We start from the raw sequence: 20,496 nt of genomic DNA, 5'->3' as shown, positions 1-20,496 counted from the left end.
TTTCTTTAGAAAAGAAGATAATCTTTGTAGCTTTGAAATTCAACCACAAAAGTGAAACATGGCAGATCAAAAAAGACTTTTTTTGTTAGATGCATACGCATTGATTTTCCGTGGCTACTACGCCCTGATCAAAAACCCCAGGATCAACTCCAAGGGTATGGATACCTCGGCCATCATGGGTTTTGTAAATTCCCTCTTCGATGTCATCAAAAGGGAAAAACCGGACCATTTGGCCGTTTGTTTTGACAAGGGCGGCAGTGTAGAGCGTACCGAAATGTTTGCCGACTATAAGGCGAACCGCGATGAGACCCCCGATGCCATACGGATTGCCGTGCCCTACATACAGGATATCCTTAAGGCCATGCATATCCCCGTTGTGGAGCTAGAAGGATGGGAGGCCGATGATATTATAGGGACCCTCGCGAAACAGGCAGAAAAAGAAGATTACAAGGTGTTCATGGTAACGCCAGACAAGGATTTTGGGCAATTGGTCTCCGAGAACATTTTTATGTACCGCCCTGCCAGATTGGGCAACGGTATAGAGATCTGGGGAATCCCGGAGGTCCAACAACGTTTTGGCGTGGAACGGCCGGAACAGGTCATTGATTATTTGGGCATGATGGGCGATGCTAGTGATAATATTCCCGGTCTGCCAGGGGTAGGTGATAAAACGGCCAAAAAGTTCCTGGAAGAATTTGGCTCCATGGAGGCCCTGCTGGCCAATACGGATAAGCTGAAGGGCAAGATGAAGGAAAAAGTGGAGGAAAATGCGGAACTGGGGCTATTGTCCAAAAAACTGGCGACCATCTGCATTGATTGTGACGTGACCTTTAATGCCAAGGACTACGAGCTTTCTATGCCCGATGGCGAAAAAGTACAGCACATTTTTGAGGAGTTGGAATTTAGAAGGCTCAGGGAACAGTTCATAAAAATTTTCTCGGGCGAAAACGGGGAGACCCAACCGCAGGAGGCAAGTCCCCAAAAACAGCCAGCAAAGGAAGCCGGGGGCGGACAGTTTTCGCTCTTTGGCAATGAGGGCACAAGCGCCGCCACCATAACCGAGGTCTCCAGTAGGAAGACCATAAAGACCCAAGCCCATGCCTATCAGAGTGTGGCTCCCGGTATGGCCATGAAGTTGTTTGTGCAGAACCTGATGAAACAAAGTTCGGTCTGTTTTGACACTGAAACAACGGGCATCAATCCACTTACCGCGGAACTGGTGGGCATTGCCTTTAGCTGGGAGGCCGGTAAGGGGTTTTATGTCCCCGTTCCTGAGGACAGGGACGAGGCACAGAAAATTATTGAGGTCTTACGGCCCTTCTTTGAAGCGGAACATATCGAAAAAATTGGGCAGAACCTGAAGTACGATATCAAGGTGCTCCACAAATACAAGGTAAAGGTAAAGGGTAAGTTTTTTGATACCATGTTGGCCCACTACCTCATCAATCCCGATATGCGACATAACATGGACGTGCTGTCCGAGACCTATTTGAACTACACCCCGGTATCTATAACGGAACTCATCGGAAAAAAGGGAAAGAACCAGCTTTCTATGCGGGAAGTCCCCCTGGAACAGCAAACGGAATATGCGGTGGAGGACGCTGACATCACCCTGCAACTTGCCGAACACTTTAGACCGGAATTGGCCTCCGCCAACACGGAAAAGCTATTCCAAGAAATTGAAATTCCCCTGTTACATGTGCTTGCCGACATGGAATTGGAAGGCATTCGCCTGGATAAGGACTTCCTGCTCGGACTCTCCAAGCAGTTGGATGACGACATTAAAGATTTGGAGGCCAAAATTTATGAGGAAGCCGGGGAACAATTCAATATTGCCTCCCCAAAACAATTGGGAGAGATCCTTTTTGACAAGTTAAAGTTGGTGGACAAACCCAAGAAAACAAAGACCGGCCAGTATTCCACTGCAGAGGATGTACTTTCCTATTTGGCCAAAGAACATATGATCATTCAAAACGTATTGGATTACCGCGGATTGTCCAAATTGAAGAGCACCTATGTGGACGCGCTGCCCGAACAGGTAGAGCCAAGTACGGGAAGGGTGCACACGGACTATATGCAGACCGTGGCGGCTACAGGCCGATTGAGCAGTAACAACCCCAACTTGCAGAATATCCCCATACGGACCGAAAGGGGCCGCCAAGTGCGCAAGGCCTTTGTGCCCAGGGACGGGGACCACGTTCTCCTGGCTGCGGATTACTCGCAGATAGAACTGCGCATTATTGCCGCCCTAAGTGAGGAGACCACGATGATCGAGGCTTTTAAGAACGGAGAGGACATTCATGCCTCTACGGCCTCCAAGGTCTTTAACGTTCCTTTGAACGAGGTGACCCGAGAACAACGGGGCAATGCCAAGACAGTGAACTTTGGCATCATTTACGGGGTATCGGCCTTTGGCCTGAGCAACCAGACAGACCTGAGCCGTTCGGAGGCCAAGGAATTGATCGAGACTTATTATAAGACCTATCCCAAATTGCGGAATTATATGGGGGAACAAATCGATTTTGCCCGGGACCATGGGTATGTACAGACCGTTTTGGGCAGACGGCGCTACCTTAAGGACATTAACGCGGGCAATGCCGTAGTGCGCGGGGCGGCGGAACGCAACGCGGTAAATGCACCCATTCAGGGAAGTGCCGCCGATATCATTAAAATTGCGATGATCAATATCCATAAGAAACTTGGCGAAGGTGATTACAGGACCAAAATGCTGCTACAGGTACATGATGAACTGGTCTTTGACGTGTACAAACCGGAATTGGAAAAGGTCAAGCAAATAATCAAGTCCGAAATGGAAAACGCCTATGCGCTTGCCGTACCCCTGGATGTGGAACTGGGCCTTGGAAATGACTGGCTGGAAGCCCATTGATCATTGAAAGGTGAAATTATAGGTGAGGGCAAACAAGGGACTGTTCAATAGTGATATCTCATAGGCCCCCAGTGGGCTGTCCAGAAAGATGTCGGAGTTCTCCGGGCCGTTTCTTTGATCGAAAAAAATGTTGATTGGGTTTTTGCGTCCGTATACGTTGTACACGGTAAAGGTCCAATCGCCCACCCAACGTTTGTTCGCTTTTTTGGCGTACCTGACTTTCCAAGAAAAGTCCAAACGGTGGTATACCGGAAGACGTGCATTGTTCCGTTCCAAAAAAATGGGGACATCGAGGTTCTCAAATTCAAAAACACCATTGGCTACCGTAAAGGGCCGGCCCGACTGTCCGGTGAAGTTCAAGCTCCAAACGTTATAGGCATCCCCTTCAAAGTTAATAGTGGCGTTGAGCACATGCGGGCGGTCAAAGTCCGAATTGAACCACTGGTTATTATTGATCCGATCCAGTGGGTTTTCATTGGTAGTGCGCAATATGCTCCTGGACCAGGTATAATTGAGCCATCCGTTTACCTTCCCCTTAGGTCTTCTAAGGCTGAACTCCACGCCGTAGTTCCTTCCCTGGCCCTGTAAAACCGAGGTCTGGAGGAACTCCTCCAAAAAGAAATCGGCCCCCGGTCTATAGGTGAGGACATTTTCGGTATCCCGATAATATCCTTCCAAGCTCATTTCAATAGCCCCATTTTTTGAGGTGTGATAAACCCCCAGGCTGTACGAATTGCCCCGTTGGGGCCTAATATCGGCATCTGCGGTCTTCCATCTCGATGTGGGCAGGGGGGTGGTGCTATTATACACGTTCTGTAGGTACTGATTGAGGCTGGCGTAACTGGCCTTGATCGTATTGTGATCATTAATTTTGATGACCGCACCCAACCTGGGTTCAATGTCGTCATAGGACTGTACCTCCTCCCCTTTGTCAAAAAGCTGCGTATCGATCACCGCATCACCGGTGGCATTAAAAATGGGCTGGGCAAAGGGGCCCCGTAGGGTATAGTAATTATAACGCAGGCCTGTGGAAAGCGAAAGAAAATCGGTAAGCTCCCAATTGGTATTCAAAAATCCGGAAATTTCATAACTGGTCTCCCTTTCCAAAGAGACGGGAAGCACACTAGGCGAGGTACCCGGATCCAAATTTCCCGGGCTTATCCGATACCTGTTCGCCTGTATGCCAAGGTAATATCGGAACCGCTCGGACGGTTCCTTGGAAAATTCTGTATTAAAACTTAGGTATTTGATCTTGGACTCGAACTCGATCTCATTGGAATTGTCCAATTCCGGAAAAATAATCTTGGGCAAATAATCACTGGACACCAGTACGGTCCTTAAATTGGTCTGGCCATCAAAGGAGTGCAACCAATTCAGGGTACCGTTCAGCGTTCTAAAATCGTATTGATTGCTCTCTGCGCTTATGTTCTCTACCTGGGAAATAAGATCCAATTGATAAAAGTCCTTGGCATAAAAGCCTGTAAATGCAATTTGATCCTTGCTTGTTGGAAGGTACAGCAGCTTTAGGGTGGCATCGTAAAATCGCGCTTTGGTATTATCGAGGCGTTCGGAAAATAAGGGCAGCAGAAAGTCGGTAAAACCGGCCCTTCCCCCTGCGCCCAAAAGCAGTTTATCCTTGATCAATGGGGTTTCCAGGGAAAATCTACTGGACACCAACCCTATCCCGCCCTTTAATTTTAGTTTGTCCACATAGGGGTTCTTCGTTTTGATGTCCAGTACGGAAGTTACCCTGCCGCCAAAGCGTGCAGGAATATTGGCGCGATACAGATCCACCGAGGACAGTACATCCGGAGTGAATACAGAAAAAAGCCCAAAGAGGTGGGTCGGGTTGAAAACCGGGGCATAATCGTACAATACCAGATTTTGGTCTAGAGATCCCCCACGGACCGAGAGACCATTGCTCACCTCTCCTGCACTGTTTACACCGGCCAACAAGGTCATTCCCCGCAACACATCAAATTCCCCAACGGCTGCGGGTACCTTGCTTAGGTCCTGGGTCTCCAAGCGTAGAACGCCCATTTCGGGCGTTAGCAAATGATCCGTGATTTTTTTTGCTTGTACGACCACCTCGGACAACTGCTCTTCCTGTACATAAAGCACTAGCTGTAAAAAAGTATCCTTGTCCAAAACAATGTTCCGTACTGCGTCCTTAAAACCGATAAAGGAAACCGTAACCCTGTAATTGGTGGATGGCAAGCTTATGGCAAAACGTCCCTGCACATCGGAGACCCCACCACAGTCACAAGGTTGAATACTGATATCGGCGTCGTTCATGGGGAAACCGGTGTCCCCGTTAAGGACTTGGACGGAAAGCTCATAGGTCCGTTGCCTCTCTTGGGCGTCAAGGAGGGGAAACCCAAATACAAAAAGCATCAAAAAAAATATAGTTCTCATCGGTTTGGTTTGGTCCCATTAATCTATCCACCCGGGGGGACGAACGCCCGTACGTGTGGTTGTTTCTTCACATGGGGCGGTGAAAATTTCTGGCGGAGGTACCTCACCCATTTCCTCAAATAGGGCAGGACGCCTTTCTTCAATCTGCGATTCGGGGATAGCCGTACGATCAATAAATAAATGGCTTACGCTTGCAGCAGCGGCGGTGAACCTGCCCAGGACAAATTCCTCGGTGTTATCCACAGCGAACATATTGCCTACCAATGCGGCCGGTGGTGGCGCATTGAAGCCCCCGTTATTGTCCAGGATATCCCTCAAGACCCTAAAATATCGGTGGGCCGAAGGAGATAAGGAGAATTGTTGTAGCTCAATAAGGACGTCCTCTTTGGAATACAGGAGGGCATTTCCCACGGGCAAGGCTTCGACAAAGGAGCCGTTTACAAATTCATCGGAGAGTATCTCTACCGTTTCGCTAAAACGTATCCGCCAACATCTTGAATCACAGGCATAGGTATAGTACGGTTTTCTGATCAGGCCCTCAGCAGAAGAATTTGTTTCGCAACGGCCATTTCTAAAGATGCTTTCCACACAGGTTTGGCAAAACGGCAATTGTTCAAAAGACCTAAAACGCCAATAGTAATAATTGTCCTCGCCCGGAGGGTCATTAAAACTTGCCAAAACGGAATGCCCGGGCACAAAGGTATCCGAAGCGTCCCTAAAAACCAGTTCGGGATCGTAGTTAGCGCCCATCCCAACAATGGGAACCGCTGTTGTCATTTCTTCTGGAAGGGAACGGAAGGTTCTGCCATCGGGCAGGATAATCTGTAGTTCAAAGGTATCCCCTGGATCGGCGGTGAAATCGGTCGGAGGGAGATAGCGATCTCCTGTCTCTACGAGTACGGTAGTGGCATCGGTATTGACATTCCTGATCAAAACACTGGCACCGAATATAAATTCGTTCGTATACCTATTGCCATCAAGGCTCGATTCACTGACTTTCACAAAAGTGAGGTCTGGCCGGTCCGATACCAGGCCATCTATAAAGATCAGTCCATCCTTGAACTCAAATTCCGGGGGTACCGGATCTACACATGCACTAAAAGAAAACAAAAGCGCTCCGAGGAGGTTTTTTAAGAACAGGTACTTAGACCGCATGGATCAGGTGGTTTGGATATCCGTTAAATATACTCAATTATCAACAGAAGATGCTTCGCTCTCATGTTAAACATTAGCCTGGAATGCTTTGATTTCGGAAGCTTGCATGCTTTTGCGACACCTAAGTTGCAGTCTTGGATATGGATCAAATGACAGGCTATCCTAAAAAAAGGTTAACATACCGAACACGTACAACAATTAAAAAGAAAAAGCGTTGCGTATATAAACCGCGGCGATAAGATTCCAAATAGCGTTGCCACGTACTAACTCAAATTCTTTACCATGTACCAATTGTCCAAACCCAATTGTACACTAAAAAAAATACTTGCTTTTTCGGTGCTGTTCCTGGCCTTGGCCTTCTGCGCTCAGGCACAGCAAGCACAAAGCCCCAGAGAAAGGGAAACCGCGGTAAAGGTGTTCCCTAACCCGGCAACCAATGTGGTCAATATTCTTGGCCTGATCAACAGTCAAAAGGCCCATATTACTATTTCGGATATGTACGGAAACCTTGCGTTGGAGCATCGTTGGGAAATCAGGGACAATTCGTTGAGCATCCCTATCGCTTCATTGAATCCAGGCATCTATGTTGTTTCCATAGTTTCAGAGGGCGAACGGGTACAAACCAAATTTTACAAGAAATAAAAAAGCCCTTTGTGCAGACAAAGGGCTTTTAGTATCAATCACTTTTTTTATCGTTTCTCAAAAACCGCTTCGGCACCGGCAAGGTTATCTTCATCCACGAACTCGGCCCCAACGGTCAGCGTATTGCCGCTTAATTGAATGGTCACGGTCTCCTGGGTCTGGTCCTCAAAGGTAATCGTCAGTTGATCTCCGTCAAGGCTCCAGTTTACCGTATCGGTCTCCTGGGTTTCCGGACAAGCAATGGACAGGCCATCACCGCCACTGTTTACATCTATACTCACCCCGCTAAAGTCGCGCTCAACAATGGTAAGGGTACCATCGGCCGCAAAGGTAAGCGTCAACAAATCACAATCCTGGGCCACCAAAGCTTCTACGATACCCTTGGCAAATTCCAGGTCGTCATTGGTTACTGAATCATCAATTTCAATTGTCGTGAGATCCCATGTCCCTACAAGGGCATCTTCGGTGGGTGTCTCGTTCCCGTTGTCGTCTTCGCTGTCCGAAGAACAAGAAAAGGTGAGGGCTGCTGCCAAAAAAAGCAGTATTAGCTTGTGTTTCATCTTACTTTAGAAGTTATAGTTAATCTAATCCAAACGCCAAAAATACGGATATATTACCTTTTACAAAGCTATTTCTTTAGAAGACAAAGCGGTAGGTTGCCTTTAACAGGAAGATGTTCTGTGGTTTTTCGCCCCCCAGGATGTTGTCCTCGAGACTTTCAAAAAGGCCGGCCTGTGGATTCCCATCTTGCGAAATATCCTGCGACCATACCAAAAAAATCTCCGATCCGGGGATATACTCCCATCGCAGTACCAAATTGGACCGGAACTGCACAAAAGAGAAATCCGGATTGTCAAAACTTAGGTCGGTAGTCCCGTCAAGATCCTCATCTATCTCATAGACATCATCTATCAAAGCGACCTGATTGTCCGTGTACAGGGTAAAGCGATCATCAAAATTTGAGGCCATGGCATTGGACACATGTTTAAAATTGGAATACCTGCCCCTGGAGATAAAGGGCTGCCCCCAGTATTGAATGGTGAGGTTGGGATTAATGGTATAGTTTAGACGGAAGGACATGCTCAAGGTACGTTGTTCTATTTCCCCGTTGAGGTATCGGGGATCACCATTGATATCCAAGTTGTCTATAAACTGTAGTTTATCGTTGTTTATACCGTATTCAGGAAATGCCGATATCCGCAGCGCATCAAAGGGCTGATAGGTAAATCCAAATTCGATATTGTATGATTGGTAGGAGTTGTCCACCCCTTTTCGCCCATTGTGAAAAACACTGAACCGTAATTTTTTCCGGTTATCCGTGTTGATACTGTTCCAAAAGCCTATTTCCTGTGATTGCCTTAAACGGGGTCCGCCCCGGAGGGCAAAATTGGAATATTGAATGGGCTCGTAGTTAAAGCCAAAGTTAGAAAACCAATTGTTGCTCCAGTTCTGCCAGCTATTGGTATTGAACCGCAGGCTATTATGGTTTCCGGCAAAATCCCAAACGCTCCAGTGATTGTAGTTGATTCCCACCCTTCTAAAAGTGCTATCTGGCTTTAGGGTACGGTAGCCCACCCAGGTATAGTGGCGCACATCGTCTGCCTGCCTTTGAAATCCAATATCGTTCAATTCCAGCTCCGGTGACCGCCAAGTGCCTCCTGTTTCGAACATCCAATGTCCGTTGCCTACCTTTCCGATTTGCACGTTGCCGCCCGTCCCTGTTAGGGATGTTCTGGTGGAATCCAGTGCTACATGGCTGGCCCCTGCCCTTTGGAACAGATGCGTAATGGATTCCTGGGTCTCCTGAATGGCATCGGCGCTCCCCTTCACGTGGCTCCAGACAATATCGCCCCCGATGTACCAGTCCCGATCGTTCCATTGGTGTTTAAAATCGAACCCTCCACTATAGGCCGAAGTGTGTAAAAAATCAAGTTCGGGGGTCAGGTTGGCCCTATTAGTGGCCGTAAAGATTCCCCCTACGAAGGTGTTGTTTTCATTAAAATCCTTCTGTATGCGTGCCACACCGTAATTCGTGAGTGGTTCTACCACTTCCCTTCTGCGTTCCCCATTGCTATCTATGGTGGCGTACTTCTTGGCGGTTAAACTTTCCAGGACACCAATGGACCAGCCGTCATCGGTTTTTCCACTGAACTTGGCCGCGCCCAAAATCTGGGTATTATCAGGTTGGTCCACAAATTCATCGTCCTCGGTATCCGGAGATCCCTGCGGACTGCGACCGATACGCCTGGAGTAGAATACATTGTCGAACCCAAAGGTATTCCCGGCCTGGGACTGGGATACCCTATAATCAAAGATATTTTTGTTCTCTACAAAGAAAGGGCGTTGCTCCCTAAAGAAAATCTGAAACCCATCCAAGGCTATGGCCGATGGGTCTGCCTCTACCTGTCCAAAATCTGGATTAATAGTAAGGTCTACCGTAAGGTCGTTCGTGATCCCTATTTTGGCATCGAGCCCCACGGTAAGATCGTTATCGCTCCCATCCTGAAATGGATTACCTTCTTCCGCTTCAAAGGTTTCCACATTGGTGACCGTATAGGGTTGTATTTCCAATTGTTTTTGCGGTTCCAGGTTTACCAATCCATGCAATTCACCAAATTCGCTCACCCAGCCTGGGGTATCCAAAGGTTTCCTTTGCCACAGGGATCGCTCCTCGGCCCTGAAAAAACGACGTGTAGACTGTAGTCCCCATACTTGTTCCTTGTTGTTGCCAAATTTCAGCTGGCTTAAGGGAATTTTCAGTTCGGCTGTCCATCCCTCTTCGTCCACATTGGTCTTTGTATACCAAATAGGGTTCCAACTGCCATCCCAATTGTTGCCATTATTGGAGATAAATTCATCCCCTTTTACACCTGCCGCCGTTACCGTGAAGGAAAAGGCCGTACGCTTATCGTGATAGCTGTCTATGTTGAACTCTATCCAATCGCCCTCAAAACCGTCACGCCGGGACAGGCGTTTCACGATTTCCCCAGGCTCCGCGTCGTAGCAGCGTACACCTATATAGAGGTACTTACTGTCATAGACAATCTTAAATTTGGTCTGATAAGTGGGCGGGGTATTCTCATCTGGCTGGTTTTCCACGTAATCCCCTGTCCATTCCACAATGTTCCATGCAGTATCGTTCAAAAAGCCATCCACGCTTGGAGGTTCCTGAGCTTGCAGGGACTTGGTCATGTACGTCCGTTTAGGCACAACATCGGATGCCTCCACAGCTGTGGTCTCTGCTGTTTCGGTCTGGGCCATCAATGCCATTTGGGATATCAAAAATGCGCAAATGGCTAGAAGGTTGGTTCTCATGATGTTGCTTTGAATTGATGTGACTTAAAGACTCGGCATCCCAATATCAGTTACACTTTTTAACCAATTTTAGTTTTTTTTTAACATTACAGGAAGGTGCCTTTTTGGCCGCTCGTAAAAATCAAAAAATATTCGGAAATAAGGATTTGTAATTCAAGTTAATAGTTGTACATTTGCACCCCGTTTATAGGGATTGAAGTGTTTAATCAATAAAAATATTAGTGTGGACACATTAAGCTACAAGACTATTTCGGCCAATAAGGCCACCGTTGACAAGCAGTGGTTGTTAGTTGATGCTGAAGGGGAAACATTGGGTCGTCTTGCTTCTAAAGTAGCCAAGTTACTGAGAGGAAAGCACAAACCAAATTTCACTCCCCATGTGGATTGTGGGGATAATGTCATCGTTATCAACGCAGAGAAAATCAACTTATCCGGAAACAAATGGGAGTCTAAAACATACACCCGCTACACCGGTTACCCGGGAGGTCAAAGATCACAGACTGCCAAGGAATTATTTGATAAGAACCCAGGCGCTATCGTGGAAAGGGCTGTAAAAGGAATGTTGCCCAAAAACAGGTTGGGAGCTGATCTCTTCAGAAACCTAAAAGTATATGTAGGTGCTGAGCACAACCAGGAGGCACAAAAACCAACCGCAATTAACTTAAATGATCTTAAGTAATGGACGTAATTCATAAAATTGGTAGAAGAAAAACAGCTGTTGCCCGGGTTTATGTTTCCGAGGGAAAAGGAAACATTACGATAAATAAAAAAGACCTTAATGATTATTTCACCACGGCCACGCTGCAGTACAAAGTAAAGCAACCTTTTGCCCTTACCGAGAACGAAGGCAACTATGATGTAAAGGTAAATGTCTATGGCGGTGGCATCACCGGACAGGCAGAAGCCGTGCGTTTGGCTTTGTCCAGGGCCATGTGCGAGATCGATCCCGAACACCGTGGCGTCCTTAAGCCCGAAGGCTTGTTGACCAGAGACCCAAGAATGGTAGAACGTAAGAAATTCGGTCAGAAGAAAGCACGTAAGAAATTCCAGTTCTCCAAGCGTTAATGGCGAACCGGTCTTGGTATCTTTTGAAAAGATGCCACCCCTATATTTAACAATAAACAAAAGTCCGAAACGAATTCGGAAATTAACAAGTTCATTGAAATACCCTTGTCATAGGGTAAATTAAAATCCAGGACGGAAAATCGGAATGCTTTTCGCATTGCAGTACAGGTCCGGGATACATTAGTTTAGCATCTAAATAACGGAGGCCCGTACCATTGCGGCCACTTCGTTATTGCTAATTCAACAGAACGTAAACTAAAGTAAAAATGGCAAACAAAATTGAAGTAAAAGAATTATTGGAGGCAGGCGTACACTTTGGCCACCTCACCAGAAAATGGAATCCCAACATGGCTCCCTATATCTACATGGAGCGCAACGGGATCCACGTTATCAACTTGTACAAGACGGTTGCAAAATTGGAGGAGGCCAATGAGGCCCTCAAAAAAATTGCTGCCTCGGGAAGAAAAATCCTTTTCGTAGCGACCAAAAAACAAGCTAAGGACATCGTAGCCGATAAAGTGGCCAACGTAAACATGCCCTATATCACGGAAAGATGGCCCGGCGGTATGCTCACCAATTTCGTTACTATCAGGAAAGCTGTGAAGAAAATGGCATCCATTGATAGAATGAAAAAGGACGGGACCTTTAATACCCTTTCCAAAAAGGAACGTTTGCAGGTAGATCGTTTGCGTGCAAAATTGGAGAAAAACTTGGGTTCCATTTCCGAAATGACCCGTTTACCCGGTGCCTTATTTGTAGTAGATACCATGCGCGAACACATCGCTGTTAGGGAAGCCCAAAAGTTGAATATCCCAATTTTTGCCATGGTGGATACCAATTCTGACCCAAGGGCCGTTGATTTTGTTATTCCCTCCAACGACGATGCCTCCAAATCCATTGAAGTGATCATGGCCCAAGTGACCAGTGCAGTGGCCGAGGGATTGGCAGAACGCAAATCGGACAAGGACGGTAAGGAAGAGGCAGCTGACAAAGCGCCAAAAGCCGCTGCCGAAACCCCAGCTGCTCCGGAGAAGGCTGCAGAACCCGCGGTAGAGAAAGCCGCTGTTGTAGAGGAGGCTCCCGTGGTGGAGGAAGCTCCGGCTGTAGAAGAAACCCCAGCCGTTGAAAAGGCCCCTGCTGTAAAAGAGACTGCCAAGGCAACAGAAGCGGACGATCTTACCAAGATCGAGGGCATTGGTCCCAAAATATCCGAAATTTTTCAGAACTCGGGAATAGCAACCTACGCTGATTTGGCTGGCAAGTCGGAAGAAGAGTTAAAAACGGTCCTTACCGAGGCCGGGCCAAGATATGCATCCAAAAACCCGTCTTCATGGGCAAAACAGGCCAAATTGGCCTCCGATGGAAAATGGGACGAGCTTAAGGAATGGCAAGAGAGTGTCAAAGGTGGTGTGGAATAACACCGATTGGCAGATAATAAATTGAATATTAATTTAACATTGCCCTAGCGAAGGAACATGATCATTGTCTCCTGAGCAAGGCCGATATTAAAACTCAAATAAAATGGTAAAAATTACCGCCGCAGAAGTAAATAAACTTAGAAAGACCACAGGTGCAGGTATGATGGACTGCAAGAAGGCTCTTGTTGAAGCCGAGGGAGATTTTGAAAAAGCAATCGAGATTCTTCGCAAGCAGGGCCAAAAAGTGGCCGCCAAAAGAGCTGACAGGGATTCTTCAGAGGGTGCCGCTATCGCCAAGGTAAACGCTGAAAACACCAGTGGGGTAATCATTTCGCTAAACTGTGAGACCGATTTTGTCGCCAAAAATGATAGTTTCGTCAACCTGGCCAACGAATTGGCAGAACTGGCCTTGGGTTATGATAGCAAGGAGGATTTTCTTGCTGCTGATTACAACGGACTTTCCGTTCAGGACAAGCTTACCGAACAAATTGGTGTTATCGGTGAGAAAATAGAGATCGGTGGTTTTAGCAGGCTCAATGCCCCTTATGTTGGTTCCTATATTCATGCAGGAAACAAAATTGCCACATTGGTAGGACTTTCCGCTGCAGTTGATGGCTCTGATGTAGCCGCCAAGGATGTGGCCATGCAGGCCGCCGCCATGAACCCTGTCGCCTTGAATGAGGCCGGAGTGGACCAGTCTATTATCGATAAGGAAATTGAAATTGCCAAGGATCAATTACGCCAAGAGGGTAAACCTGAGGCCATGTTGGACAATATTGCCAAAGGAAAATTGAAGCGTTTCTTTAAGGACAATACCTTGGTAAACCAGGCCTTTATAAAAGATAGCAAGCAAAGTGTTGCCCAATATGTAAAATCCGTAGCCGCCAATTTGGAGGTGACCGGTTTTGAAAGAGTGGCCCTGGGTTAAGATACCTATAGCGCGAAAAAAATAAGGACCGCCATTCCGTTTGGAATGGCGGTCCTTATATTATAACCTATCCCCTATTTTGCCCGGATTACAATATCTCCGTTATACGTCTTAAAAAGCATTTCGGCCCCTCCGCCATTAATGGTGCCATTTACCCATTGCTCTATCTGAACTTTATAGGTACTCGAGGAAGTGTCCCGATTTACAACGGGTTTTTGCTTTTCCACTGCCATTTCGAAATCGGTGTAGATCTCGCCCATATCGGACTTGGCCTTTACATTGGCCTTTAAGGTGGTAGGAAAGCTCACGTCCACATCACCATTGAAACTACTAAAGGCCATATTGGCATCAGCGGTTATCTTGTTGAAAACCACTTTTATATCCCCGTTCGTCGTATCGGCCGCGGCCGACCCACCTGCATCCAAGACGGTGATGTCTCCATTGACATTGCTTATTTCCATTTCCCCGTTTATCCCTTGCACGGTAATATCCCCATTGTTTATGGTACGTAGTTTCAGTGAAAAATTAACGGGTACCTTAATGGACAGGTTGGTTTCCCTGTTGTGTTGTTCATTGATAATCTGTACCACATTGTTTTTCTCTTCGGCCCGTATGTCCAATGAGGCATTAGTAATGCGCTTCAATCCATTTTTGGTAGTCTTGCCCTTATTCTTATGCCCATGCGCGTACCGCTCGCCAAAAGAGGCCTTGACTATGATTTCATTGCCACTATACCCTGTGACCTCAATAGAGCCCGAAATTTGATTTACAATCAGTTTTCCAGTTTTGGTCGGCTGGCTCAAAGGCACGGTGAACAGGTCTAGTTCAGTCTCCTGTGCCGTAAGCAGTGAAACGGAAAACATTAAAAAACTTGTGACTAAAATTTTGATATTTCTCATGGCACTGTATTTTATATTTTTTTAATAATTACATTTCCGTTCAGGGTTTCAAAATCATGTGCCAACTCGCCCTTGCCAATTTGCACGATGGGTCTTGATTCAAACTTGTATTTGGGCCTGTCTCCTTTGGCGGATTCCGTCTTGCTGGTCCTGGCATACTGCTTGGCAATATCGAAATCCGTAAACAATTCCCCGTTCATACTCTTAAAGGCAATGGCCGCCGACAGGTTCCTCTGATAGGTAATCGTAATGTCCCCGTTCAGCGAATAATAGGTAGAGGGGCCGGTAGGATTGGCGGCATATGAAATGTTCACCTCTCCGTTGATGGCATTTACCTCGGTCTGCCCGGTAACATTCTCCAGATCAATCCCGCCGTTGATATTTCCTGCTTTAATGAAGCTGCCCTTGGTATTCCTTATCTGCACTTCCCCATCGTTAATGGTATTTACACTAAGATTGGTACTATAGGGGATTTTGACCTTAAAATTAAAGGTGAAGTCATAGCCGAACTCCCGATCGCAGTTACAATTTTGAAAGCGAAATCCCTCATGTCCACCCCAATTGATACAGGGGCCTTTAACCCGGGCCACAATTTCATCTCCTTCCACAAGGGTTTCCAGTGTGATCTCCGATTTTCCAAGTGCTAGCTGTTTGGAGCTCCTTGCACGAATGATCCGTTCCACTTCCAGCATTACGGTGGTACCCTCATACCCTTCTACCGAAATGGAACCGTTAATGTTCCGTACCACCAGTGTACGATCGGTTGCATCTCCGCTAAAGGACAGTTCCTTTTTAATATTTTCCTTAAATTCTTCCTTCTGCGCCTTTGCGCATTGCGTTCCCAGAAATCCTAGGAAAACGGCAATTACCATTAGATGTTTCATGTTACATAAATTTGACTGTTCGTTAATTGATTGATGAATTCTCTTTTAAATAATGGACTCAATGGAGCTTTTTAGTTTCTGCTTCACTTTGCCATCCACTTCTTTGGTCCGTATTAATTTTTTAAAGGGCTCTATGGACTTTTTTTCCTGTAGGGCAACCATAAGATTGGCCAACGTTACCTGCATAATGGCGGATTCCTGCTGTACAATGGACTGCACCAATCCTTCCCTCACCACTGGATTGTCCACATATTGCGTCAAGGCTTCCACGGCGGCCAAGCGAACATTTACATTGGGGTCGTTGTTCAATGTCTGTAACAGCGCCTCAATAATCTTTTCGTCTACCTTCCCAAATTTATTGGCCTCGCTAACCCCTTGCAAGCGCTGGTTGGCGGAAGGTTGTTCCAGTAAGGTCAGTACCAATTTTTCCCGGACCTCCTCGGTTTCCGCACTTTGGACCACTTGTGCGCCGTCGGTTTCCTGTGTTTTACCAGGGTTCAGATAGTATCCCAAACCCAGTCCTAGGACCAGGAGCAACATACCGTATGCCAGCTGTGGGCGCATTACGGGCCTTAGCATGGACGTAAAACTGGCCAACATCGCCTGTAAGCCCGATTTCCTGGCGTTCTTTTCCCGCTCTTGGGAGAGCATTTTATAAAATCTATTATCCATTCCCTTCGAAGGTTCGGGTGTTGTTATCTGGTCCATTTGGTTCCAGGTATAACTGAGTTCTTGAAACTGCTCCTGAAATTGTGGATGATCTTCCAGAAACTTTTCAAAAGCCAAACGTTCCTTTCCTTGCAGTTCTCCCGATAAATATGTTATGGCCTGTATTTCAAAATTCTCCATGTCCTCAACTGTTTTCCATTTGTAAAAAAATTGTCCTAAGGTCTTTGATGGCCCGGTGGGCCTTCACTTTTGCAGCACCTTCGCTACACCCCAACACCGAACCTATTTCACTGTATTTCATTGCTTTGTACTTGCTAAGTATCAAGACTTCACGTTTCTCCGGACTAAGACGTTGCAACGCCCTATTCACCAAGGAAACCGTATCGTCATAATCCATCACGGAACCTGCGTCCGCATCCTGAAGTCTGTACTCCAAGGTCGAAATTTCCGTAGGACGACCTTCTTTGCTATGCTTTCTAAAGTGATCGTAGTTTACATTTCTGGCCGTCCGAAACATCCAAGCACTAAAGGACCCCTGTCCAGTGAACGTATGTTTGTACTTTAAAATCCGGACAAAAACGTTCTGTACCAAATCCTCACTTAGGGAGGCATTGCCGTTCATATGGTAGAAAAAGCCGAACAAGCGTTTCTTATGGCGTTCGTAGAGCAGTCCCATTTTATCCATATCCCCGGATTTTACTTTTAGCATCAATGCATTGTCGGTCAGTGCTTGCATTAGTGTTTTTAGGTTTACAAAAGGGAAAACTCTGGTTTTATAAAAAGGTTACAAAAAATAATACTTTTTTTAGAATGGGTGTCAAATAAAAAAGGCGGTACCCTAATCGGTACCGCCTTTTTGAGCTATGCATGTAGCTAATTTATCCCTTGAGCCAAGCTTCCTGAAGCTCGCCTTGTTGCTCATCTACCTCCTCAACGGGCACAATGGTTTCCACATTTAATGTGGGTGTCCCTACCTTGCCCTCCAGGGTTACTTCCTCTTCGCCCCTTTTTAACACCATGGTGATTTCGGTATCCGGGGTCCATCCAAAACTCTGTCCTATGATGGGACGGATGGTTTCCAGGGTAATCTCTGTTCCGTTAATTTGTTTTATGACATCACCTCCTTTGGCCCCAAACGTGGTCAAGAAACTATTCAGTTCAATACCGTTTCTTATAAAAATCGCGTTTCCGGCCGTCTGATCTACATCAATAAAAGGCACATCCCCGTCCAAAAAATAACTGCTCCGTTCTTCCTTAATGGTCGTGGTCAGTCCCGCTTTGGACAAAAAGGTACCGTAATCGATCGGGGTATTTCCAATTACATGGGTGTCAAAAAAGGTCCGTACCTCAGGATAGGTCATGGCAACAATCTCATCGATCAGTGTGCTATCATCAAAGGGTGTTCCCTTTCCGTATTTTTTGGACAGCTCTTTCATTAGCCAGAGCACACCCTTTTCGCCATGGCTAAGCTCCCTAAGGGTAATGTCCAGGGCCATATTGATCAAGGCCCCTTTTTCATACACATTGGCATAATTTGCCTTATAGGGTTCAACCAGGATGTTCCTGCTCATTTCCGTAAAAGAAAGTGAGTCATTATACCCCCTAGCATTGTTGATCTTGGCCATAAGCCGTTCGTAGAATTCGGTTTTATTGATCAGGCCCTGCTGGATTTGAAAGAGGTTGGCAAAATATTCCGTAGTACCCTCGTACATCCAGAGATGTTGCGACATCTTGGGGTCGTTGAAATCGAAATACTGGATTTCTTCCGAATGTACGTTCAAGGGGGTAACGATGTGGAAGAACTCGTGTGACACTACATCGATCATGGCCTCTTCCAAAGCTTCCCTGGGCAGTTGTTCGGGCAATACCACTACAGTGGATGTATGGTGTTCCAGCGCTCCAAATCCGGTAGCATCGGTCCCGTCGAGCGTGGAAAGGTACAGTAGGATGTTATATTCCTTTGTACCATCGATTTCTCCTAGAAAAGCTTTCTGCGCTCCCATCATCTTTTCCATGGAAGCTTTTAAACTCTCGGCGGTGTACACCCCATTGGGTGAATATACGCTGAGGTTCACCACAATATCATTGACCTTAAAGGAAGCGATTTCGGACTTGGTATAGAGGATCGGGTTGTCTATGATATCAAAATAACGATCCGCCAGGAAGACATCGGTCGTGTTATCATCGTCGTCCGGTTTTTGAATCAGCGAAGTGGTTGCCTTCAATTCGGCAGGTGCACTGATGGTCAGTTCATAGGGCACTTCCTTTAGTCCCTTGAAATAGCCGACAAAACCGTGAAGGTTCAGCATAAAATTTTCGTCCTTGGCAATATTGGTGCCAGCGGGTGAAAATACCGCCTCCTCCACTTCTGTCTCTGTATCATAGGTATCGTTGACGTAGTAGGCAATTTTGTTCAAATTTTTTCCCTGGGATATACTCCAGGTATTCTCATCGGTCTTGGACACCGGAAGCAGCTTTCCCTCGTAATCGTAAGCCTTGAAATCTTCTATATATTTACCATAATTATCGGTACTATAGGTGCCTGGAACGGTCTTTGGAATATAGAACAATACCTCATCCACCGTGAAAGCGCCCGGATCCATACTTACCAGTACCTTGTCTTCCTCTACATGAATAAGGTCTATAGCGGCAAGAATAGGAGTATTCCCCGCAGTCGTAAGCGTTTTGGCAGCTCCACAACCGCTCAATAAAATTCCCATAAGGATTGCAAACGTTGATCTTTTCATAGGATTAAAATTTAAAACTTATATAGATAATATCTTACAAGAATATAAAATATTATCTAGCCGGGGATTACTATTAGGAAATAATTAAAGGAATACGCTGCTTTTTACCCCCCTTTCCGTAAATTATTTTGATTATTTTTGCTTCAATTTAATTGGAAACGCAACATGCAGTACAAACGAATACTTTTAAAGCTTAGCGGCGAGGCCTTGATGGGAGAACGACAATACGGGATAGACCCTCAGCGGCTGGCAGAGTATGCCAAGGAGATTAAGCAGGTTGTGGATAAAGGTATAGAGGTGGCCATTGTCATAGGAGGCGGAAATATCTTTAGGGGACTGGCCGGTGCAAGTAATGGAATGGACCGCGTTCAGGGTGATCATATGGGTATGTTGGCCACGGTCATCAACGGCCTTGCCCTGCAGAGTGCCTTGGAAGACAATGGCGTACAGACCCGATTACAATCTGCCATCAAAATCAATGAAGTAGCCGAGCCTTTTATACGAAGACGCGCCATGCGCCATTTGGAGAAAGGGAGAGTGGTTATTTTTGGGGGAGGTACAGGGAATCCGTATTTTACAACGGATTCGGCTGCCGTGCTGCGCGCCATCGAAATAGAGGCCGATGTGATTTTAAAGGGTACACGCGTGGATGGCATTTACACCTCGGACCCGGAAAAGGACAAAACGGCCACCAAATTTGATACGATCTCCTTTGCCGAAGTGCTTACAAAAGGATTAAAGGTTATGGATACCACCGCCTTTACGCTAAGTCAAGAAAACGAGTTGCCGATTGTGGTCTTTGATATGAACAAAAAAGGAAATCTCATGAAATTGGTCTCGGGCGAGAATGTTGGCACAGTGGTTGATCTTTAGTTTTACAATACGTTGTTCGCACTTTTAAATTTTAGCATATGAACGAAGAAATACAGTTTATTCTTGATGCCGCCAAAGAAAGTATGGAGGGTGCCATGTCTCACCTGGAAAAGGCATTCATAAAAATAAGGGCCGGTAAAGCCTCCCCTGTCATGCTTTCCGGCGTTATGGTAGATTACTACGGGTCTCCCACACCCTTGTCCCAGGTTTCAAACGTGAATACCCCTGATGCCCGCACCATATCGGTGCAACCCTGGGAAAAAAGCTTGCTCCAGGAAATTGAGACCGCGATTACGAACGCCAATCTGGGCTTCAATCCAATGAACAACGGTGAAATGATCATCATCAATGTACCTCCCCTAACCGAGGAAAGAAGGATTCAATTGGTAAAGCAGGCCAAAGCCGAAGCGGAAGATGCCAAAGTGAGTATTCGCAGTGCCAGGCAAGACGCTAACAAAGAACTGCGTGCACTAGAGGTTTCCGAAGACCGTCTAAAGAACTCGGAATTGGATGTGCAGGACCTCACCGACATCTTTAGCAAAAAAGTAGATGATATCCTCCATGCAAAAGAGGGTGAAATCATGAAAGTATAAAATCAT

General features: G+C 46.3%; 17 protein-coding genes. 8 read left to right on the top strand and 9 right to left on the bottom strand.

The window, feature by feature from the left end; genetic code table 11:
• Positions 1–58: 58 nt before the first annotated feature.
• The gene (gene polA, locus ACRD67_RS03845) at positions 59–2,887 is read left to right on the top strand and encodes a DNA polymerase I (protein ID WP_430965717.1); all 2,829 of its coding nucleotides are present in this window, start codon (positions 59–61) and stop codon (positions 2,885–2,887) included.
• On the opposite strand, the gene ACRD67_RS03840 is transcribed toward polA, so the two are convergent.
• A complete protein-coding gene (locus ACRD67_RS03840) occupies positions 2,888–5,302 on the bottom strand; it encodes a TonB-dependent receptor (RefSeq protein ID WP_430965716.1) in 2,415 nt (804 codons plus the stop codon).
• 18 nt (positions 5,303–5,320) lie between these two features.
• The gene (locus ACRD67_RS03835) at positions 5,321–6,457 is read right to left on the bottom strand and encodes a DUF4249 domain-containing protein (RefSeq protein WP_430965715.1); all 1,137 of its coding nucleotides are present in this window, start codon (positions 6,455–6,457) and stop codon (positions 5,321–5,323) included.
• Positions 6,458–6,739: 282 nt separating this feature from the next.
• Between ACRD67_RS03835 and ACRD67_RS03830 the strand changes: the two genes are divergently transcribed.
• On the top strand, positions 6,740–7,099 hold the full coding sequence (locus ACRD67_RS03830) for a T9SS type A sorting domain-containing protein (RefSeq protein ID WP_430965714.1): 360 nt from the start codon (positions 6,740–6,742) through the stop codon (positions 7,097–7,099).
• A gap of 47 nt (positions 7,100–7,146) precedes the next feature.
• Here ACRD67_RS03830 and ACRD67_RS03825 read toward each other — a convergent pair whose 3' ends face one another.
• Complete coding sequence (locus ACRD67_RS03825; RefSeq protein ID WP_430965713.1) at positions 7,147–7,659, bottom strand: lipocalin-like domain-containing protein; 513 nt, start codon at positions 7,657–7,659, stop codon at positions 7,147–7,149.
• Between the two features lie 76 nt (positions 7,660–7,735).
• Entirely contained in the window at positions 7,736–10,414 is a 2,679-nt protein-coding gene (locus ACRD67_RS03820; protein WP_430965712.1) for a DUF5916 domain-containing protein, read from the bottom strand.
• Between the two features lie 223 nt (positions 10,415–10,637).
• Here ACRD67_RS03820 and rplM point away from each other — a divergent pair, with 223 nt between their 5' ends.
• The 4 genes from rplM (at position 10,638) to tsf (ending at position 13,825) form a co-directional block, all read left to right on the top strand.
• Positions 10,638–11,093 carry a 50S ribosomal protein L13 gene (gene rplM, locus ACRD67_RS03815; RefSeq protein ID WP_430965711.1) on the top strand — a complete coding sequence of 152 codons (456 nt, stop codon included), beginning with the start codon at positions 10,638–10,640 and terminating at the stop codon, positions 11,091–11,093.
• Positions 11,093–11,479 carry a 30S ribosomal protein S9 gene (gene rpsI / locus ACRD67_RS03810; protein ID WP_430965710.1) on the top strand — a complete coding sequence of 129 codons (387 nt, stop codon included), beginning with the start codon at positions 11,093–11,095 and terminating at the stop codon, positions 11,477–11,479. Before rplM ends, rpsI begins: the two co-directional genes overlap by 1 nt.
• A 266-nt stretch (positions 11,480–11,745) precedes the next feature.
• Entirely contained in the window at positions 11,746–12,897 is a 1,152-nt protein-coding gene (gene rpsB / locus ACRD67_RS03805) for a 30S ribosomal protein S2 (protein ID WP_430965709.1), read from the top strand.
• 103 nt (positions 12,898–13,000) lie between these two features.
• Positions 13,001–13,825: a translation elongation factor Ts gene (gene tsf, locus ACRD67_RS03800; protein ID WP_430965708.1), complete on the top strand. Its 825-nt coding sequence runs from the start codon at positions 13,001–13,003 to the stop codon at positions 13,823–13,825.
• Between the two features lie 74 nt (positions 13,826–13,899).
• Here tsf and ACRD67_RS03795 read toward each other — a convergent pair whose 3' ends face one another.
• The 5 genes from ACRD67_RS03795 to ACRD67_RS03775 all read right to left on the bottom strand — a co-directional run bounded on the left by ACRD67_RS03795 (position 13,900) and on the right by ACRD67_RS03775 (position 19,024).
• Positions 13,900–14,724: a DUF4097 family beta strand repeat-containing protein gene (locus ACRD67_RS03795; RefSeq protein ID WP_430965707.1), complete on the bottom strand. Its 825-nt coding sequence runs from the start codon at positions 14,722–14,724 to the stop codon at positions 13,900–13,902.
• Positions 14,725–14,735: 11 nt separating this feature from the next.
• Positions 14,736–15,608: a DUF4097 family beta strand repeat-containing protein gene (locus tag ACRD67_RS03790; protein ID WP_430965706.1), complete on the bottom strand. Its 873-nt coding sequence runs from the start codon at positions 15,606–15,608 to the stop codon at positions 14,736–14,738.
• Between the two features lie 45 nt (positions 15,609–15,653).
• Positions 15,654–16,457 (bottom strand): hypothetical protein, encoded by an 804-nt coding sequence (locus ACRD67_RS03785; RefSeq protein WP_430965705.1) that lies wholly within the window; start codon positions 16,455–16,457, stop codon positions 15,654–15,656.
• 4 nt (positions 16,458–16,461) lie between these two features.
• Positions 16,462–17,013, bottom strand: a complete 552-nt coding sequence (locus ACRD67_RS03780) for an RNA polymerase sigma factor (protein WP_430965704.1) — start codon at positions 17,011–17,013, stop codon at positions 16,462–16,464.
• A 142-nt stretch (positions 17,014–17,155) separates the two neighbouring features.
• Positions 17,156–19,024: a M61 family metallopeptidase gene (locus ACRD67_RS03775; protein ID WP_430965703.1), complete on the bottom strand. Its 1,869-nt coding sequence runs from the start codon at positions 19,022–19,024 to the stop codon at positions 17,156–17,158.
• 165 nt (positions 19,025–19,189) lie between these two features.
• Between ACRD67_RS03775 and pyrH the strand changes: the two genes are divergently transcribed.
• A complete protein-coding gene (pyrH, locus tag ACRD67_RS03770) occupies positions 19,190–19,897 on the top strand; it encodes a UMP kinase (RefSeq protein WP_430965702.1) in 708 nt (235 codons plus the stop codon).
• Between the two features lie 38 nt (positions 19,898–19,935).
• Positions 19,936–20,490, top strand: coding sequence for a ribosome recycling factor (frr, locus tag ACRD67_RS03765; protein ID WP_430965701.1), 555 nt, complete (start codon positions 19,936–19,938; stop codon positions 20,488–20,490).
• Positions 20,491–20,496 lie beyond the last annotated feature (6 nt).

Source organism: Eudoraea algarum (assembly GCF_050589645.1).
In the GTDB taxonomy this organism is placed as follows: Bacteria; Bacteroidota; Bacteroidia; order Flavobacteriales; family Flavobacteriaceae; genus JBNGOQ01.
The sequence above is the reverse complement of the archived record's forward strand: the minus strand, read 5'-3'. Positions and strand labels throughout refer to the sequence as shown.

What these genes read in the sequence shown, in the direction of transcription:
- ACRD67_RS03780 (WP_430965704.1), bottom strand. Translation starts at nt 17,013, where the DNA reads ATGCAAGCACTGACCGACAATGCATTGATGCTAAAAGTAAAATCCGGG.
- polA (WP_430965717.1), top strand. Translation starts at nt 59, where the DNA reads ATGGCAGATCAAAAAAGACTTTTTTTGTTAGATGCATACGCATTGATT.
- rpsB (WP_430965709.1), top strand. Translation starts at nt 11,746, where the DNA reads ATGGCAAACAAAATTGAAGTAAAAGAATTATTGGAGGCAGGCGTACAC.
- ACRD67_RS03830 (WP_430965714.1), top strand. Translation starts at nt 6,740, where the DNA reads ATGTACCAATTGTCCAAACCCAATTGTACACTAAAAAAAATACTTGCT.
- tsf (WP_430965708.1), top strand. Translation starts at nt 13,001, where the DNA reads ATGGTAAAAATTACCGCCGCAGAAGTAAATAAACTTAGAAAGACCACA.
- ACRD67_RS03785 (WP_430965705.1), bottom strand. Translation starts at nt 16,457, where the DNA reads ATGGAGAATTTTGAAATACAGGCCATAACATATTTATCGGGAGAACTG.
- rpsI (WP_430965710.1), top strand. Translation starts at nt 11,093, where the DNA reads ATGGACGTAATTCATAAAATTGGTAGAAGAAAAACAGCTGTTGCCCGG.
- pyrH (WP_430965702.1), top strand. Translation starts at nt 19,190, where the DNA reads ATGCAGTACAAACGAATACTTTTAAAGCTTAGCGGCGAGGCCTTGATG.
- ACRD67_RS03775 (WP_430965703.1), bottom strand. Translation starts at nt 19,024, where the DNA reads ATGAAAAGATCAACGTTTGCAATCCTTATGGGAATTTTATTGAGCGGT.
- ACRD67_RS03795 (WP_430965707.1), bottom strand. Translation starts at nt 14,724, where the DNA reads ATGAGAAATATCAAAATTTTAGTCACAAGTTTTTTAATGTTTTCCGTT.
- ACRD67_RS03835 (WP_430965715.1), bottom strand. Translation starts at nt 6,457, where the DNA reads ATGCGGTCTAAGTACCTGTTCTTAAAAAACCTCCTCGGAGCGCTTTTG.
- ACRD67_RS03840 (WP_430965716.1), bottom strand. Translation starts at nt 5,302, where the DNA reads ATGAGAACTATATTTTTTTTGATGCTTTTTGTATTTGGGTTTCCCCTC.
- frr (WP_430965701.1), top strand. Translation starts at nt 19,936, where the DNA reads ATGAACGAAGAAATACAGTTTATTCTTGATGCCGCCAAAGAAAGTATG.
- ACRD67_RS03790 (WP_430965706.1), bottom strand. Translation starts at nt 15,608, where the DNA reads ATGAAACATCTAATGGTAATTGCCGTTTTCCTAGGATTTCTGGGAACG.
- ACRD67_RS03820 (WP_430965712.1), bottom strand. Translation starts at nt 10,414, where the DNA reads ATGAGAACCAACCTTCTAGCCATTTGCGCATTTTTGATATCCCAAATG.
- ACRD67_RS03825 (WP_430965713.1), bottom strand. Translation starts at nt 7,659, where the DNA reads ATGAAACACAAGCTAATACTGCTTTTTTTGGCAGCAGCCCTCACCTTT.